The sequence below is a fragment of the Streptomyces sp. NPDC085946 genome (assembly GCF_044540485.1).
Classification (GTDB): Bacteria; Actinomycetota; Actinomycetes; order Streptomycetales; family Streptomycetaceae; genus Streptomyces.
Map to the genome: position 1 here is coordinate 178876 of NZ_JBITSF010000005.1, position 15981 is coordinate 194856.

At 75.2% G+C, this 15981-nt stretch carries 15 protein-coding genes; 8 read left to right on the forward strand and 7 right to left on the reverse strand.

Annotation, left to right across the window (positions count from 1 at the left end; all coding sequences use genetic code 11):
* Positions 1-249: 249 nt before the first annotated feature.
* The gene (locus ACIF8T_RS13055; protein WP_400034716.1) at positions 250-1854 is read right to left on the reverse strand and encodes a subtype B tannase; all 1605 of its coding nucleotides are present in this window, start codon (positions 1852-1854) and stop codon (positions 250-252) included.
* Between the two features lie 208 nt (positions 1855-2062).
* Between ACIF8T_RS13055 and ACIF8T_RS13060 the strand changes: the two genes are divergently transcribed.
* From ACIF8T_RS13060 to ACIF8T_RS13070, 3 genes are all read left to right on the forward strand, one after another.
* Positions 2063-2686, forward strand: a complete 624-nt coding sequence (locus ACIF8T_RS13060; protein WP_400034256.1) for a GNAT family N-acetyltransferase — start codon at positions 2063-2065, stop codon at positions 2684-2686.
* Positions 2687-2774: 88 nt separating this feature from the next.
* Entirely contained in the window at positions 2775-2990 is a 216-nt protein-coding gene (locus tag ACIF8T_RS13065; RefSeq protein WP_400034258.1) for a DUF4287 domain-containing protein, read from the forward strand.
* Between the two features lie 41 nt (positions 2991-3031).
* Complete coding sequence (locus ACIF8T_RS13070) at positions 3032-3985, forward strand: GNAT family N-acetyltransferase (RefSeq protein WP_400034260.1); 954 nt, start codon at positions 3032-3034, stop codon at positions 3983-3985.
* A gap of 40 nt (positions 3986-4025) precedes the next feature.
* On the opposite strand, the gene ACIF8T_RS13075 is transcribed toward ACIF8T_RS13070, so the two are convergent.
* The 3 genes from ACIF8T_RS13075 to ACIF8T_RS13085 form a co-directional block, all read right to left on the reverse strand.
* Positions 4026-4691 carry a pyridoxal 5'-phosphate synthase gene (locus ACIF8T_RS13075; RefSeq protein ID WP_400034262.1) on the reverse strand — a complete coding sequence of 222 codons (666 nt, stop codon included), beginning with the start codon at positions 4689-4691 and terminating at the stop codon, positions 4026-4028.
* 10 nt (positions 4692-4701) lie between these two features.
* Positions 4702-5160, reverse strand: a complete 459-nt coding sequence (locus ACIF8T_RS13080) for a pyridoxamine 5'-phosphate oxidase family protein (RefSeq protein ID WP_400034264.1) — start codon at positions 5158-5160, stop codon at positions 4702-4704.
* Between the two features lie 82 nt (positions 5161-5242).
* Positions 5243-5872: a LysE family translocator gene (locus ACIF8T_RS13085; protein ID WP_400034266.1), complete on the reverse strand. Its 630-nt coding sequence runs from the start codon at positions 5870-5872 to the stop codon at positions 5243-5245.
* 82 nt (positions 5873-5954) lie between these two features.
* Here ACIF8T_RS13085 and ACIF8T_RS13090 point away from each other — a divergent pair, with 82 nt between their 5' ends.
* Positions 5955-6425 (forward strand): Lrp/AsnC family transcriptional regulator, encoded by a 471-nt coding sequence (locus tag ACIF8T_RS13090; RefSeq protein ID WP_400034268.1) that lies wholly within the window; start codon positions 5955-5957, stop codon positions 6423-6425.
* Positions 6426-6507: 82 nt separating this feature from the next.
* Here ACIF8T_RS13090 and ACIF8T_RS13095 read toward each other — a convergent pair whose 3' ends face one another.
* The gene (locus ACIF8T_RS13095) at positions 6508-7143 is read right to left on the reverse strand and encodes a TetR family transcriptional regulator (protein ID WP_400034718.1); all 636 of its coding nucleotides are present in this window, start codon (positions 7141-7143) and stop codon (positions 6508-6510) included.
* 135 nt (positions 7144-7278) lie between these two features.
* Between ACIF8T_RS13095 and ACIF8T_RS13100 the strand changes: the two genes are divergently transcribed.
* From ACIF8T_RS13100 to ACIF8T_RS13110, 3 genes are all read left to right on the forward strand, one after another.
* On the forward strand, positions 7279-8001 hold the full coding sequence (locus ACIF8T_RS13100) for a VOC family protein (protein WP_400034270.1): 723 nt from the start codon (positions 7279-7281) through the stop codon (positions 7999-8001).
* Between the two features lie 189 nt (positions 8002-8190).
* The gene (locus tag ACIF8T_RS13105) at positions 8191-10578 is read left to right on the forward strand and encodes a PQQ-binding-like beta-propeller repeat protein (RefSeq protein WP_400034272.1); all 2388 of its coding nucleotides are present in this window, start codon (positions 8191-8193) and stop codon (positions 10576-10578) included.
* Positions 10579-10749: 171 nt separating this feature from the next.
* Positions 10750-11304 (forward strand): hypothetical protein, encoded by a 555-nt coding sequence (locus tag ACIF8T_RS13110; RefSeq protein ID WP_400034274.1) that lies wholly within the window; start codon positions 10750-10752, stop codon positions 11302-11304.
* A gap of 93 nt (positions 11305-11397) precedes the next feature.
* Here the strand turns inward: ACIF8T_RS13110 and ACIF8T_RS13115 are convergent, their stop codons facing one another.
* Positions 11398-11565, reverse strand: coding sequence for a hypothetical protein (locus tag ACIF8T_RS13115; protein ID WP_400034276.1), 168 nt, complete (start codon positions 11563-11565; stop codon positions 11398-11400).
* Between the two features lie 222 nt (positions 11566-11787).
* Positions 11788-14748, reverse strand: a complete 2961-nt coding sequence (locus tag ACIF8T_RS13120) for a BTAD domain-containing putative transcriptional regulator (protein ID WP_400034278.1) — start codon at positions 14746-14748, stop codon at positions 11788-11790.
* 338 nt (positions 14749-15086) lie between these two features.
* Here ACIF8T_RS13120 and ACIF8T_RS13125 point away from each other — a divergent pair, with 338 nt between their 5' ends.
* Complete coding sequence (locus ACIF8T_RS13125; protein WP_400034280.1) at positions 15087-15914, forward strand: endonuclease/exonuclease/phosphatase family protein; 828 nt, start codon at positions 15087-15089, stop codon at positions 15912-15914.
* Positions 15915-15981: the final 67 nt, after the last annotated feature.

Below are 15981 nucleotides of genomic sequence, written 5' to 3' on the forward strand. Positions count from 1 at the left end.
TCAAGACCGGAATTGGTTGCGGATCGATCACGGTCGTGAGGGGAGGGGGCGGGAACGGTGGTGCGGCGTGCGCAGGGGTGAGGGGTCCGTACGGGCGGCCCGGGCGTGCCGCGACGCCGGGCCCGGGTGCGCTGCGGGCCCGGCGTCGGGGGAGGGTGCGGCCTCCGGGACAGACGGGAAGACCGGAGACCGCGGCCGGGGCGGCGGAACGCGTCCGCCGGGGAGGGGTGAACGGCGCGCGGCCGGGGGCTACTTCGCGGCCCCGCGGCCCGCCACCCGGGCGATCCACGCGATGAAGTCGCCGGCGTCGGTGTTCGCGCCGTGGCCCTCGTCCCAGTAGTAGAGGTGGCTGACGTCGTCGCCCAGGCCGTGGGCGGCGGCCGCGAGGTTGGCGGAGACGGTGTGCGAGGTGTCCGAGTCGGCCGTGCCCAGCCGGATCCACCAGTGCCGGGCCCGGTGCGGGTTGGGCTTCTCGACGAGGAAGTACATCGGGTTCATCAGCCGCAGCTTCGCGGGGATGTCGGCGTCGACCCGGGTGCCGGTCGCGCCGGCGGTGTCGTGCGCGAGGCCGTACGCCGTGAAGTGGCGGGCCTGGGTGGTGCCCGTGCCGAACAGGTTGTTCTCGCCGGTGGACAGGTCGAGGGCGTCGAACGCCGGCACCGTCTTCTTCCGGGCGCCGACGTGCGTGAGGAAGTCCGCCCAGGAGAAGCGCGCCCGGTCGTTCTTCCAGGTGATGAAGGGGTTCGCGGCCAGGTAGGAGGCGCGGTCGGCGTCCGACAGGCCCTTGAGCCAGGTGGTGGCCGACGGCTCCATGTACTGCTTGAGCAGGTACGCGTCGTAGTTGCGGGCGGTGAGCGTGCCGAAGCCGTTCAGGCCGCGCAGCTTGAGGCCCGCCTGGTACTCGGCGAACCGGGCGGCCAGTTCCCTCGACACCGTCTGGTCGACCTGTCCGCCGGTGCCGAGGGGGTTGGTGCCCCAGTTCCACTCGTAGGCGCCGTCGGCGTGCTCCAGGTCGGTGATCGGGCACCAGGCGCCGGTGGCGAAGACGGCGTCGGACGCGTCGGCCGCGCCGAGCTCCTCGAGGTACCCGGCGTACAGCGGGCTGTCCCCGGAGGCGCCGAGCAGGGCGGACAGGGCGCCGCCCGCGCTGGTGCCGGTGGAGACGATCCGGTCGGTGTCGCCGGGGATGCGGCCCTTGTTGGCCCGGACGTAGCGGACGGCGGCCTTGAGGTCGACGATGGCGGCGGGGGCGGTGCCGTAGTACACCCCGGCGGAGTTCTTCAGGGTCCTGCCGCGGGCGCCCGGCTCGACGACGACGTAGCCCGCCGCCAGCGCCAGTTCGGGCAGGCTGACCCTCTTGCCCCGGCCGTTCAGCATCGCGTTGCCGCCGGACTGCACCTCGCCCGAGCCGGCGGGGGCGGAGGCGGAGGCGGTCGGCGCCCCGGAGCCGCCGGTGCCGCCGCCGGGCATCCCGGTCGTCCCGCCGCCGCCCACGCCGGTGGCGTCGGCCACCGAGGAGGGCATGTAGCCGCCCACGGAGTTGGCGAACAGGATGGGCGCGCCGCTCGCGTCCACGGCCTTGCCGTCGATCGTGACGGGGACGCTGACGTTCAGGCTCTGGTACTTCTCGTCGACCGGCTCGGCGACGTAGGTGACGGCCTTCCAGAAGCGGTAGGTCACCTCGTGGTCGGTGCCGTCCGCGTCGGCGAGGGTGGTCGTGAGCTCGGTGTACGCGTCCTCGTCGAAGACCAGGGAGCCGGTGGCCGGCGCGGTGGCGGACGCGGCGTCCGACGCCCGCGCGCTCAGGGCGAAGCCGCCCGCCGCCGCCGCTCCGGCGGTCGCGCCGATCCCCATGACGACCGTCCTGCGCTTCACTGCCCTGTGCTTCACCTTGGTGCCTCTCGCGTGGTCGGAACCCCGATCGGAGCTTGCGTCTGCGAACCTAGCCGGATGGCTGACGAAATTGCCAACAATCCGGCCGTATTCATGGCCGACCCACAGCTTCACAGCGGGTGCACAGATCCGGGGTGAATCCCCGCGGCCCCCGGGTTTCAATGACTCAATGGCCCCTCCCCGCACCCGTTTCCGGACCCGTTCCCTCCCCGAGCCGCACGGCCACGGCCTGCGCCTGTGCTCCTGGGACGCCGCGTCGGACGCCGACGTCGAGGCGTGGCTGCGCGGCAACCGGGACCCGGAGTTCCTGCGCTGGAACACCCCGCTCAGGACGGTCACGGACCGCCCGGCCGCCCGGGAGTCGCTGCGCGCCCGGGTGCGGTCCGCCGCCGAGGGCACCTCGGTGTCGTTCCGGATCACGGACGCGTCGAGCGGGGTGACGCTGGGGCACATCGGCGTCAACGACATCAAGCCGGCCCTGCGGACGGGCCGCGTCGGCTACTGGGTGCTCCCGGAGGCCCGCGGCCGGGGCGTGGCCACCCGCGCCCTGCTGCTCACCGCGCGCTGGGCCTTCGAGGACCTCGGCCTGCACCGGGTGGAGCTGGACCACGCCGTCGGCCACGCCGCCTCCTGCCGGGTTGCCGAGCGCTGCGGCTTCGCGTACGAGGGGACCCTGCGCGAGGCGATCTTCGAGGCAGGCCGGCACGACGCCTTCCGGGACGCCCACCTGCACGCCCGGCTCGCGACGGACCCCGAGCCGGAACCGGTCCCGGAGCCTTCCCCGCCGATGTGACCCGGATCACGTCCGCGGGCCGATCAGTCCGTGCCGCTCCCGCGGTCCGAAGAGGGACACCGTCGACGAACGCAGGAAGGACACCGTCATGAGCGCAGCACCCGTGAAGGGCCCCGCCAGCTACTTCCCCTCCATCGAGAAGAAGTACGGCCGTCCGGTCGCCGAGTGGCAGGACCTCATCCGCTCCTCCCCGCTGACGCGGCACATGGAGCTCGTGACCTGGCTCAAGACCGAGCACGGCCTCGGCCACGGCCACGCCAACGCGCTGGTCGCCCACACCCTCGCGGAGACCCGCGGCGCCTGAAAACCGCGGGCGTCCGCCGGGCGCGGACGGCACCATGGGGCATGCCCTGCGACGACACCGCCGGCTTCCGGACCGCCGGCGACCACCACGCCGACGGTCGTCACCGCGCCGACGACCGTCACCGCGCCGACGGCTCACCCGAGCCCGGCGACTGGCACGTCCTGGCCGGCCTCGACGACTTCCTCGCCCGCGCCGGCGCCTTCCTGCGGTCCGAACCCGCCCTGCACACCGTGCCGTTGACCGTCACGGAGGCGCTGCGCACCCGGGGGCCGCACGTCCACGGGGACGGCGCGCCCGAGTTCGGCGTGCTGGAACGCGAGGGCGCCGTCCGCGCGGCCTTCCTCCGCACGCCGCCGCACCGGCTCCACCTCACCTCCGCGACCGGCGCGCAGGCCGAGGCGCTCGCCGCACGCCTGGCGGACCCGGGCCGCCCACTGCCCGGCGTCATCGCCGGCCGCCGCACCGCCGCCGCGTTCGCCGGGGCCTGGCGGCACCGCACGGGCGCCACGGTCACGCTCCACAAGGAGCAGCGGCTGTACCGGCTGGGCACCCTGACCGTCCCGCGGCCCTCGCCGCCGGGCCGCCCGCGGACCGCCGGCCCGGCCGACCGCGACCACCTGGTGCGCTGGTACGGGGAGTTCTGCGCGGCGGTCGGCGAGACCGCCGTGCGCGCCCCCGCCGCGTGGGCGGACGCCCGGATCGAGCGCGGCGACGTCACCTTCTGGGAGGGCCCCGACGGCGCTCCCGCCGCCATGGCCTGCACGACTCCCGAGATCGCCGGCCAGGTCCGCGTCGGAGGCGTCTACACCCCGCCCGGCCTGCGCGGCCGGGGCTGCGCGGGCGCCGCCACCGCCGCGGCGAGCCGGGCCGCGCTGGCCGCCGGCGCCCGCGAGGTGCTGCTCTTCACGGACCTGGCCGACCCGGTCGCCAACCGCCTGTACCGGCGGATCGGCTACCGCCCGGTCGCCGACTTCGCGGTGTACGACTTCGGCTAGGTCCCGGCGCCCCCGCGCGGGTCCCCGGCGCCGGACCGCCTCACGGCCACAGCATGTCCCTGGCCCACCCGTCCGCCTCCCGCCGGTACCGCAGCCGCACGTGCCGCCGCCGGGCGTCGCCCTGGAAGAACTCCACCTCCTCCGGCCGCAGCCGGTACAGCGTCCAGGACGGCACGGCGGCCTCCGGCTCGCGCCGGGCCCGGTCCCACGCGGCGTCGGAGGCGCGCTCCAGCTCCTCCACCGAGCCCAGCACCTCGCTCTGGTGCCCGGTCAGCGCGGCGGCCAGGGCGCCGGTGGAGCGGGCGTGCAGGTCGGCCAGGGACTGCTCGGCGGGGGCGGCGGCGACCGGGCCGCGCACCCGCACCTGGCGGCCCAGGACCGGCCAGTAGAAGGCGAGCGCGGCGTACGGGCGGGCGGCGAGGTGGCGGCCCTTGCGGCTGCCGGCGTGACCGGCGAAGGACCAGCCGTCGGCGTCCGCGCCGTGCAGCACCACGATCCGCACGTCGGGCAGGCCGTCCGGGCCGGAGGTGGCCAGCGACACGGTGTGCGGCTCGGGCTGCCCGGCCGCCACCGCCCGCGCGAACCACTCCTCGAACAGGGTCAGCGGGTCGGCGGGCGCGGCGGCCGGGTCGAAGGGCGGCAGCTCGGTGACCTCGGGGTCCCACACCCGCAGGGACCTCAGCAGTGCGTGCAGATCGGTACTCACCCCACGATTGTCACGCGGGACCGGCCGCGTCCGGGCCGTAGTCGGACACCGCGCCGAGGTCGGAGGAGACCCAGCGCGCGGGCCGCATCCGCACGACGACCTGCTCGCCGTGGTGCGCCAGGGAGTACGCCACGTAGGAGTCGACCGCCCCGGCCGGCAGGTAGCGGGCGGACAGCTCCCGCAGCAGCTCCTCCGTGGCGGGGACCGTCTCCACGACCGGGCCCTCGACCGACACGTACCGGACGGTGGGTTCCTGCCGGTCGGCCATCAGGGAGAACCGGCCCGCCTCCTGGATGAGCCGGTTCTTGCGGGAATCGCGCCCGGTCATGATCCAGACGTCGCCGCCGGGCTCGTACTGGTACCAGATCGGCACCGTCAGCGGGGCCCTGCCCGGTCCCGCGTCCACCGACAGCGCGGCGACGTGCGGTTCGGCCAGGAACTTCTCGCGCTCTGCGCGGCTCAGCGCCATGTCGCTCTCCTCCGCGGGCTCGGACTTCGTCGGCCTTGCTCCTCCTTCAACCCCCGTGCCGCGCGGGCTTGTTCCCGCCCCGTCAGAGGGTGGCCACCCGCTGGGCCAGCAGGAGCGCGCCGATGCCGAGCATCGCCGCGCCCGACGTGCGGACCACCGCCCGCGCCGCGGCCGGGCGGGCGCCCAGGACGGTCCGCGCGGCGAGGCCGACCGCGAGGTAGACGGCGGCGCAGCACCCCATGTGCAACAGCCCCAGGACACCGGTCTGGACGGCCACCGGCAGCCGGCCCGCGCCGCCGGTCGTGAGGAACTGCGGCAGCACCGACAGGTACAGCAGCAGGCCCTTGGGGTTCATCCCGCTGATCGCGGCCCCGCGCAGGAAGGCGCGCGGACCGCTCACGGCGCCGGCGGCCGTCCCGTCCGCGCCCGGGGTGCCCGGCCGGCGCAGCACGCCCCAGCCCAGCCACACCAGATACGCCGCCCCGGCCGCCGTCAGGGCGGTGAGCAGCGCCGGCGAGCCCGCCACCAGCACCGCCAGCCCGGCCGCCGCGAGCACCGTGTGCACGGCGTACCCGGTCACCAGGCCGCCCACGGCCGGCGCCACCGACCGGCCGCGCAGCCCGGCCGAGATCGTGTACGCCCAGTCGGCGCCCGGCACGCACACCAGCAGCAGGTCCACGGCGAGGAAGGAGAGGAGGAGTGCGGAGTCCATGGCGGGGACTTTAGGCCGGTAAGGCCCGAAAGTGTTCCCGAAGTTCCCCCGCCTTCTCGCACGGTGGGGCAGGATTTACCCCATGGACGACATGGACCGGAAGATTCTTGCCGAACTTCAGCAGGACGGGCGGCTGACCGTGACCGAGCTGGCCGCGCGGGTGCGCCTCAGCGTCTCGCCCTGCCACCGGCGGCTGCGCGAGCTGGAGCGGTCGGGGGCGATCAGCGGCTACCGGGCCGTCGTCGACCCCGCCGCCGTGGGGCTCGCCTTCGAGGCGCTGGTCTTCGTCTCCATGCGGCAGGAGGACCGGGCCACGGTCGAGGAGTTCGAGCGGGCGGTGAGCGAGGTCGCGGAGGTGCTGGAGGCGCAGCGGCTCTTCGGGGAGCCGGACTACCTGCTGCGGATCGTCACCGCCGACCTCGCCGCCTACCAGCGGCTCTACGACGAGCGGCTCGCCACCCTGCCGGGCGTGCAGCGGCTGACGTCCACGCTGGTGATGAAGCACGTGGTCAAGGACCGTCCGCTGCCCGCGCAGCGCCGGACGGACCGGTGACACACGGCAGGCGGCGGCCCACCGGGGTGGACCGCCGCCTGCCGGACAGGACGTGCGCGGGGGCCGGGACCGCCGGCCCGGACTACTTCGTGGGCCTCCGGCCGGTGACGCCCAGGTGCACCAGGAGCGCCAGGTTCGGCTTGAGTTCGGCGGGCTTGACGCCCGAGGAGGAGAAGCCCTTCTGGTGCGAGGCCACGGCCGCGAGCATCGCGACGATCGACCCGGCGATCGCCGCCGGGTTCACGTCCTTGTCGACCTTGCCCTTGGACTGCAACTCGGCCACGGTGTCCGCCAGGGAGTGGTTCACCGAGTTGAGGATCTTCGTGCGGATCTTGTTGAACCGCTTGTCGCCCTCGGCCGCGCCGAGGTCGACGACCCGCAGGATGGCGTCGTTGCGGCGCCAGAACTCCAGGAAGCCGTCCACGAGTTCCTGCGCGGTCTGCCAGCCGGCCTTGCCCGTCCAGGACCGGCCCTCCAGGACCTGCGTCAGCCCGGCGCCCTCGGCGGCCATCTGCTCGGCGATCTCCAGGACCGCGCCCTCGACGTCCGGGAAGTACTGGTAGAAGGTCGCGGGCGAGGTGCCGGCCTTCCGGGCGACATCGATGACCTTGACGTCGCGGTAGGGCGAGGAACCGAGCATCTCGCTGAGGCAGTCCAGCAGCTTCTGCCGGGTCGCCTGCCCACGCCGGCCGGCCACCCGGCCGTCGACGGTACGCACTTGTCCTGTCATGTCGTCAGCTTACCGAGGCGGCATCGGGGCGCGATTCGGCCGACTGCAAATGGGGTGGACGGGGGTCTTTGGGGCTGGTGTGCCTGGTCTGCGGGCTGCGCGCGACGCGGTTACTTTGACCACATGGCCGAAAACAGGGCATCGGTGTACGGAGAGGGCGTCCCCTGCTGGGTGGACGCCCAGCTCCCCGACGTCGAGGCGGGCAAGCGGTTCTACGGCGCCCTCTTCGGGTGGACCTTCGAGCCGCGGGCCGGCTCGGCCGCCTGGGCGCTGAAGGACGGGGAACCCGTCGCCGCGCTCGTGCCCAAGGCGGACGGCCGGCTGCCCACCGTCTGGACGGTGTACTTCGCCACCCCGGACGCCGAGGCGCTGGCCGGCCGGATCCGCGCCGCCGGCGGGCAGGTCGTCTCCGCGCCCCTGCCGGTCGCCGAACTGGGCGTCACCGCGCTGGTCACCGACGACCAGGGCGCCGTCTTCGCCCTCTGGCAGCCGGGCGGCCACCCCGGCTTCGGCCTGCGCCACGAGCCGGGCACCTTCGCCTGGGCCGAGCTGTACACCCGCGACACCGAGGCGGCCAACGCCTTCTACGGGAACCTGTTCCACGACGCCCTGTTCGGCCCGGGCGCCCGGCCCGACGTCGGCCGCGCCCCCGTCTCCGACGTCTTCCCGGCCGAGATGCCGCCGCACTTCCTCGTCCACTTCGCCGTCCGGGACGTCCCGGCCGCGCTGGAGAAGGTGACCGGGCTCGGCGGACGCGTCCAGGCGCCGCCCTTCGGGACGTCGTACGGCACGGTCGCCGTCGTCACCGACGACCAGGGCGCGTCGTTCGCGCTGCTGCACCGCTGAGCTGCCGCTTCTCGGCTCCTTTTGATCCGTATATGGTGCTGGACACCCCATTCCTCACCGGGTTCGCAACCAGCGCCCCGGACAGGAAGAATCAGGGTGCGTGCCGCCATGGCGGTGCGGTGGTGAGACGCTGCACGGGGTCGCGTACCGATGTGACCGGCGCGGCTCGTACGGGGAGGTGGCAGGCAAGTGGTGGATCAGCTGACGCAGCACGATCCGCGGCGGATCGGGCCGTTCGAGGTGCTGGGCCGGCTGGGGGCCGGCGGCATGGGGCTGGTCTATCTCGCGCGCTCGGCGTCCGGCAGGCGCGTGGCGATCAAGACGGTCCGCACCGAGCTGGCCGAGGACCAGCTCTTCCGGGTCCGCTTCACGCGCGAGGTGGAGGCGGCCCGGGCGGTCTCCGGCTTCTACACGGCGGCCGTCGTGGACGCCGACCCGCGCGCCGCCGTGCCGTGGCTGGCCACCGCGTACGTCCCCGCGCCCTCCCTCGAGGAGATAGTGAACGAGTGCGGGCCGCTCCCGGCCCAGGCGGTGCGCTGGCTGGCCGCGGGCGTCGCCGAGGCGCTCCAGTCGATCCACGGCGCCGGGCTCGTCCACCGCGACCTGAAGCCCTCCAACGTCCTCGTCGTCGAGGACGGCCCCCGGGTGATCGACTTCGGCATCGCCTCGGGCGTCTCGAACACCCGGCTGACCATGACCAACGTCGCCGTCGGCACGCCCGCCTACATGTCGCCCGAGCAGGCGAAGGACTCGCGCAGCGTCACCGGCGCGAGCGACGTGTTCTCGCTGGGCTCCACGCTCGTCTTCGCGGCCACCGGACACGCCCCCTTCCACGGGGCCAACCCGGTCGAGACGGTCTTCATGCTGCTGCGCGAGGGCCCGGACCTGGAGGGCCTGCCGGACGAGCTGCGCCCGCTGATCGAGTCCTGCATGCAGATGGAGCCGACGGCCCGGCCCACCCCGGCCGACCTCCAGGCGCAGCTCGCCCCGCACCTGTTCGGCTCCGGCTCCGACGACAGCGGCACCGCCTCGGCGTGGCTGCCGGAGCGCGCGGTCGGCCTGATCGAGGACCGCCGCAACGGCCGCCCGCCGGGCCGGCACACCTCCGGCGGCGGCCGCGGCGCCGGCGCGGGACCCGCGCGGCCCGCCGCGCCCCCCGTTCCGCCGCCGCCCCCGCACGACCCGGTCGTCCCGGCGCCGCCGCCGGGGCCCGCCCCGGTGCCCGCGCCGGCCGGCGCGCCCGACACCGGTCCGGTGCGGCTGGCCGGCGCCAAGGTGCCGATCGGGCCGGGCCCGCGGGTCGCCGCGGTGCGGGCCGCCGCCGTCACGGCGCCCCCGCCGGAGTCCGCCCTGGCCGCCTCCTGGTCCAAGCCCCGGCCCGGCGTCAACGGCGCCGACCCGGCCGTCCCCGCGCCGGCGGCCCCCGCCGTGCCGCCGGAGCAGCCGAGCGGCTGGCGGCCCTGGCGGTTCCGCATGTCCAACGACGTCTGGGGCACCCCGTCGGTCGCCGACGACCTCGTCTACGTCACCTCCTTCGAGGTGCACGCCCTCGACGTCGCCACCGGCCGCCGCCGCTTCAAGACGCGGGACGTGGCCTGGTCGATGGCGGTCGCCGACGGCCGGGTGCACGCCTCCGACGGGCCCACGCTCTTCGCGCTGGACGCCCGCGAGGGCACCGACCTGTGGCGGCTGCAGACGGACGCCTGGGTGTACGCGCTCAAGGCCGACCGCGGCACGGTCGTCACCGGCACCCGCGGCGGCGGCGTCCAGGCCTGGGAGGCGTCCAACGGCCAGAAGCTGTGGGAAGTCACCGGCTGCCAGAGCGACTTCGAGTCCCCGGAGGCGGGCCCGGCCCTCCACGACGGCACGGTGTACCTCTGGCAGGACGCCCGGCTGCGCGCCCTGGACGCCCGCACGGGCGACGAGCGCTGGTCGTACCCGATCGGCGACGCGGCCTCCTGCGGCGGCGTCCCGGTCCGGCTGACGCAGGGGCCCGACGGGTACGTGTACGTCTCCGCGGGCACCCGCGTGCTGGCCCTGGACGTCGCGGCCGGACACGTCCGCTGGCACTTCGAGGCCCCGGCGGTCTTCCTCTCCCCGCCGGCCTTCGTGCCGGGCCCGGCCGTCACCGGCGGCGGCGTCTACCTCGCCGACTACCTCGGCACGGTGTATGCCCTCGACGCCACCGACGGCCGCGACCGCTGGCGCATCGCGACGGAGGCCCGGACGTCCGTCGAACCCGTCCTGGTGGCCGCGGGCCACGTCCACGTCGGCAGCGGCAAGGGCCTGTACACCCTGGACGCGGTCACCGGCACGCCCAAGTGGCGCTTCCAGGCGGGCGGGGACATCGTGGGCGCCCCGGCGGTGGCGGAGGGCCGGATCCACTTCGGCTCCACGGACCACCTGCTGTACACGCTGAAGGCGGACGACGGCCGGCTGCGCTGGAAGCTCGCCACGGGCGGCGAGATCACCGGCTCCCCGGTGGTCCGGGACGGCATCGTGTACGCGTGCAGCAAGGACCGCTGCGTGTACGCGCTGGACGCGGAACTGGGCACGGGCACGGCCCGCACCACCTGACCGGCCGGGTCGGGGACGGCCGTCGCACCGGCACACGGAAGGGGATCCAGACGGCGGCCGTCGCATCGGGGAGCGGCCCGGACGCCGCCCTCACCGCAGACGCTACGCCGGGGACGCGGCGGTCGCCAGGTGGTGACATGACCGTGACAGGCGACTGGCTAGGGTGACGGTATGCAGTCACGGCAGCACGCACTCAAGCTCACGGCGGTGTCGGCCCTGGTCGTCCTCGCCCTGACCGGTTTCTCGACGGGCCGCGGCCACGGCGGCGGCAGCGGCGGCGGCGACAGCGGCGGCGGCTGCAGCAGCTCCCAGCAGGACCACGACGGCGGGACCTACAAGGAGGACGACGACGACGCGTACGGCGGGTCCGGCGCGTACGACGACCCGTACGACGATTCCTCCGGCGACAGCGGCTCCGGCAGCGGCGGCGAGGAGAGCACCGAGCCGTCCGTGGCGGACGCGACGGCGAAGCTGGTGAGCTGCGCCTCGCCGAAGACCCCGTACGCGACCGTCGAGGTCTCCAACCCCAATCCCGTCGAGGGCAGGTTCGCCGTCACCGTCGGCTTCGAGGACGCCATCGGCAACGTGATCGTCTCGTCGCTCGAGGAGGTCGAGGTGCCGGCGAACGGCACGGTGACCGCGCGCGTCGGCCTCGGCACCCAGGAGGACCGCGCCGGCGACGTCACCCGCTGCGCCCTGGACGAGGCCGCCCCGTCGGTGCGCTGACGCACCCGCGCCCCGCCCCCGGACACGCCTCGGCCGCGGCGGCTCCCCCTCCGCGCCGCCGCGGCCGATCCCCGTGGAGGAAAGTCCTTGGGGTCAGGGCTTCTCGTCGGTGGCGTGGAAGTCCTCGGTCGTGGCTTCGCCGCCGCCCGTGGCGTGGAAGTCCTGCGTGGTGGTCTCGGTCTCCTCGGAGGCCGGGGCCGTGGTCTCCGCGCCCGTGGCGTGGAAGTCGTTGGGCTTGGTGTCGCCGGTCTTCTCGGTCATGGGTGACTCCTTGGCAAGTGGGACAACGAGGTGAGAAGGCCTGTCCGGCAGTCCCCCCGCGGGCTGCCGGACAGGCGTCTCACGGCCGCTCACCCTAGTGAGGCGGCCGAGGACCGGACCGTCTGCCCCCCGACGCGACGGTTCGGCTGCCCCTGAGCATGCCGGGCGGCGATAAACGAATGATGAACGCGGGCCGCGCCCCGGCCCCACCGGGCGGTACGGCTAGCCGACCGGGGCCGCCTCCAGCAGCTTGCGCACGTCCGCGGCCTCGGGTGACGACCCGTGCTCGAAGAGCGTGAGCGCCTCCTGCCAGCACACCTTCGCACGGTCGGTCTGGCCGATGCAGTGCAGTCCGCGGCCCAGCAGGGTCAGCACGTTGGCGCGCCGCCAGTCGCCGCCGATGCCGTTCAGCACCGTCAGGGCCTGCTCCGCGTAGGCGGCGGCCTGCGCGGGGGTCCGGTCGGCCAGGTGCACCTCGGCGAGGCGGAAGAGCGTCATGCCGTGCCACAGGCGCTGCCGGGCGTCCTGGAAGGTGCGCAGGGCGTCGACGAGCGTCTCCCGGGCGAGCTGCAGCTCGCCCGCGCTGGTGAGCGCGAGGCCGAGGGCGTACTTGCCGTTGGCGAGGCGCAGGGCCATGCCCGTGTCGCCGCGTTCGTAGAGGAGGACGCCCTGGCGGGCCAGGGAGACCGCGCTGTCCGTGCGCCCGGTGGCCTGGTGCACCCGGGACAGGTTGCACAGGGCGCTCGCCTCGCCCGGCCGGTTGCCGTCCGCGCGGAAGGCCGCCAGCGCCTGCGTCAGGTGCCGCTCCGCCTCGTCGTGCCGCCCGTTGTACAGGGCGATGATGCCGAGCTGGTTCGGGGCCTGGGCGCACACCACGGGGTCGTGGGCGGCCGAGCCCAGGTCGAGCGCCCGGCCCGCCTCCGTGCGGGACTCGTCGAACTGGCCGGAAATGCCCAGCAGATGGCTCAGCACGAGCCGGGCCCGGCCCTCGGCGTAGGCGTCCGCCGCCTCCCGGGCCGCCGAGATCACCGCCTTGGCGGCCATGACGTACTGGCGCGAACTCACCCCGGACTCACCGAGGTCGATGCCCACGACGAGCAGGTCGGCCGCCCGCTGGACCATGCCGGGCGCGCCGGCCTGCTGGGCGGCCGCCAGCAGCCCGCTGGCCTCGGTGAACAGCCAGTCCAGGGCCCTGTCCCGGTCCGGGAACGTCAGCCCCGGGTAGGCGGTGCCGCTCAGGTGGTCCAGGACCCGCTCCCCGGGCCGCTCCATCGCGTACACCCCCGCCGCCGTGGCCAGGTAGAAGTCCAGCAGGCGGGAGAGGGCCGCCTCCCGTTCGGCGGGCGGGAGTTCGTCGCGTTCGGCGCACGCACGCGCGTAGAGCCGGACCAGGTCGTGGAAGCGGTAGCGGCCGGGGGCGGCGGACTCCAGGAGGGAGGTGTCGACCAGGGACTCCAGGAGGTCCTCGGTGTCCTCCTGGGGGAGGTCCAGGACCGCGGCCGCCGCGGCCAGGGAGATGTCCGGGCCGTCGGCCAGGCCCAGCAGGCGGAACGCGCGGGCCTGGGCGGGCTCGAGCTGGCCGTAGCCCAGCTCGAACGTCGCCTTGACCGCCAGGTCGCCCGCCTGGAGCTCGTCCAGCCGCCGCCGCTCGTCCGCCAGCTTCGCCGCCAGCACCGACACCGTCCACGTCCGGCGGGCCGCCAGCCGGGACGCCGCGATGCGGATCGCCAGCGGCAGGAAGCCGCACGCCGCGACCACGTCCAGCGCCGCCTCCCGCTCGGACGCCACCCGCTCCTCGCCCACGATCGTCGTGAACAGCGCCAGCGCCTCCTCCGGCGACATCACGTCGAGGTCGACCAGGTGGGCGCCGGCCAGGCCGACCATCCGGACCCGGGAGGTGACCAGGGCCGCGCAGCCGTCCGTGCCGGGCAGCAGCGGGCGGACCTGGGCGGCGTCCCGCGCGTTGTCCAGCAGCACCAGCACGCGCCGCCCGTCCAGCACGGACCGGTACAGCGCCGCCCGGTCGTCCGGCGAGTCCGGGATCGCCGAGTCGGCCGTGCCGAGCGCCCGCAGGAAGGACCCCAGCACCGTCTCCGGCTCCGCGGGCCGCGGGCCGGTGCCCTGGAGGTCGACGTACAGCTGCCCGTCCGGGAACGCGGCGCGCGCCTGGTGGGCGACGTGCACGGCCAGCGTGGTCTTGCCGACGCCGCCGATCCCGGCCAGCGCCGACACCGCCATCACCCGGCCCTCGGCCGACGCCAGCACCTCGCCGAGCTCGCGGACGAAGGCGGCCCGGCCGGTGAAGTCGGGCACGGTGGCGGGCAGTTGCGCCGGGCGCACCGGCACCACGGCGGGCTCCGGCGCCGGCGACGACGGTTCCGCGAGCCCCGGGTCCGCCCGGAGGATCCGCTGCTGGAGCTCCCGCAGGCCCGGCCGCGGGTCCACGCCCAGCTCCTCCGCCAGGAGCCGCCGGGTGTCGGCGTACACCGCCAGCGCCTCCGCCTGCCGGCCGCTGCGGTACAGGGCGAGCATCAGCAGCTCCCGCAGGCGCTCCCGCAGCGGGTGGGCCGCCGTCAGGGCGGTCAGTTCCGAGACGGCCTCCGCGTGGCAGCCCTGCTCCAGGTCCATGTCCAGGCAGGACTCCCGCAGTTGCAGCCGCCACTCCTCCAGCCGCACCCGCTGCGTCTCCGCGTACGGGCCGGGCACGCCCGCCAGCGTCTCCCCGTCCCACAGGGACAGCGCCCGCCGGAGCACGTCACGCGCGTGGCACAGGTCCCCGGCCGACCTGGCCTTCTCCGCCTCGGTCGCCAGGTCCTGGGCGACCGCCAGGTCCAGGGCGCCCTCGCCGAGGCCGCGCAGCGCGTAGCCGCCCGACTCGCTGGCCAGGACACCGGGAAGGACCTTGCGCAGCCGGGAGGCGTACGTCCGCACCGCCGCCAGGGCCTGCGAGGGCGGCTCCGCGCCCCACAGCGCGTCGATCAGCTCCGCCGCCGTGGCCGTGCGGCCCTCGCGCAGCAACAGGGCGGCCAGCAGCGCGCGTTGCTGGGGGGAGCCGGTCTGGAGCGGTTCGTCGTCGCGCCAGGCGCGCACCGGTCCGAGCACGCCGAAGCGCAGCGCCGACGGCCCGGCCGGGGCCGAGGAGCCGGGACGCCACTGCTCCGGCACTCGCGGTACACCGTCCATGCAGTCCCCCTAGGCTTCCTGAACAACCACGCCAGTTTGCCTTGTTCATGGCATGTGCGTCAGCCGTGGGAGACACCGATCACAGCCCGGCGCACGGGAGCTCACAAGGCCCACACCGGCTCCGCACATATCCGCACACCACCGAGCGGCACCCGCGTCCCGCCCGCCTGTTGACGAACCGTCAGACGGTGACCGGTGCCAGGGCGCCGGAAGGCCGTCGTGGCGCGGAGTCCGAGGCCGGTGGGACGGGACGCCGCCGGTGGGGCTGCTGCGCACCGGTGCTCGTGCTGTTGGTTCAATGGCCTCCCACGCGGCGTGACGAGAGCGGGTGGCTGCGGATGCGGGTGGTGTCCTGGAACCTCTGGTGGCGTTTCGGTCCCTGGGAGGCGCGGCAGAAGGCGATCCTCGCGGCCCTGCGGGACCTGCGCCCGGACGTCGTCGGCCTGCAGGAGGTGTGGGCCGCCGACGGCGAGAACCTCGCGGAGTGGCTCGCCGGGGAGCTCGGACTGCACTGGACCTGGGCCGCCTCGCACGCCCCGGAGCGCTGGCGGCGGCGCATCGGCGACCCGGCCGTCGACATAGGCAACGCGGTGCTCAGCCGGTGGCCCGTCGTCGACCGGGCCGTGCTGCCGCTGCCCGCGCCGGAGGACCTCGACGACGGGCGGCTCGCCCTGTACGCGCGGCTGGCCGGTCCCGGGCACGAGGTGCCGTTCTTCACCGCGCACCTGACGTCCGCGCCGCACGCCTCGGCGGTGCGCTGCCGGCAGGCCGCCGCGCTCGCGGAGTTCGTCGCCGCGCACCGGGGCGGCACCGGCTTCCCGCCCGTGGTCACCGGCGACTTCAACGCCTGGCCCGACTCCGACGAGATACGGCTGTTCGGCGGGTACCGGACGGCGCCCGCCGTGCCCGGGCAGGTGCTGCTCGACGCGTGGGAGTACGCCGACCCGGCGGCGCCCGCCGCCACCTGGGACGCGGCCAACCCGTACGTGGCCGGGCTCAGGGAGCCGAGCGCGCGCATCGACTACATCCACGTGGGTCCGCCCGGCCCCGGCGGGCTCGGCCACGTACGGACGGTCCGGCGGGCCTGCGACGGCCCCCAGGACGGCGTCTGGCCCTCCGACCACGCGGCGGTCGTCGCGGACCTGGCGGACACACCGGACGCGTAGGGGCCGGCGGATGCGCAGGACCCGGCGGGCGCGCAGCCCCGGCGGCCGTACCGGACCGGGCGGTCGC

Excerpts from the sequence above, each read along its gene's own strand:
- ACIF8T_RS13055 (WP_400034716.1), bottom strand. The coding sequence starts at position 1,854 with ATGGGGATCGGCGCGACCGCCGGAGCGGCGGCGGCGGGCGGCTTCGCC.
- ACIF8T_RS13060 (WP_400034256.1), top strand. The coding sequence starts at position 2,063 with ATGGCCCCTCCCCGCACCCGTTTCCGGACCCGTTCCCTCCCCGAGCCG.
- ACIF8T_RS13065 (WP_400034258.1), top strand. The coding sequence starts at position 2,775 with ATGAGCGCAGCACCCGTGAAGGGCCCCGCCAGCTACTTCCCCTCCATC.
- ACIF8T_RS13070 (WP_400034260.1), top strand. The coding sequence starts at position 3,032 with ATGCCCTGCGACGACACCGCCGGCTTCCGGACCGCCGGCGACCACCAC.
- ACIF8T_RS13080 (WP_400034264.1), bottom strand. The coding sequence starts at position 5,160 with ATGGCGCTGAGCCGCGCAGAGCGCGAGAAGTTCCTGGCCGAACCGCAC.
- ACIF8T_RS13085 (WP_400034266.1), bottom strand. The coding sequence starts at position 5,872 with ATGGACTCCGCACTCCTCCTCTCCTTCCTCGCCGTGGACCTGCTGCTG.
- ACIF8T_RS13090 (WP_400034268.1), top strand. The coding sequence starts at position 5,955 with ATGGACGACATGGACCGGAAGATTCTTGCCGAACTTCAGCAGGACGGG.
- ACIF8T_RS13100 (WP_400034270.1), top strand. The coding sequence starts at position 7,279 with ATGGCCGAAAACAGGGCATCGGTGTACGGAGAGGGCGTCCCCTGCTGG.
- ACIF8T_RS13110 (WP_400034274.1), top strand. The coding sequence starts at position 10,750 with ATGCAGTCACGGCAGCACGCACTCAAGCTCACGGCGGTGTCGGCCCTG.
- ACIF8T_RS13115 (WP_400034276.1), bottom strand. The coding sequence starts at position 11,565 with ATGACCGAGAAGACCGGCGACACCAAGCCCAACGACTTCCACGCCACG.
- ACIF8T_RS13120 (WP_400034278.1), bottom strand. The coding sequence starts at position 14,748 with ATGGACGGTGTACCGCGAGTGCCGGAGCAGTGGCGTCCCGGCTCCTCG.
- ACIF8T_RS13125 (WP_400034280.1), top strand. The coding sequence starts at position 15,087 with ATGCGGGTGGTGTCCTGGAACCTCTGGTGGCGTTTCGGTCCCTGGGAG.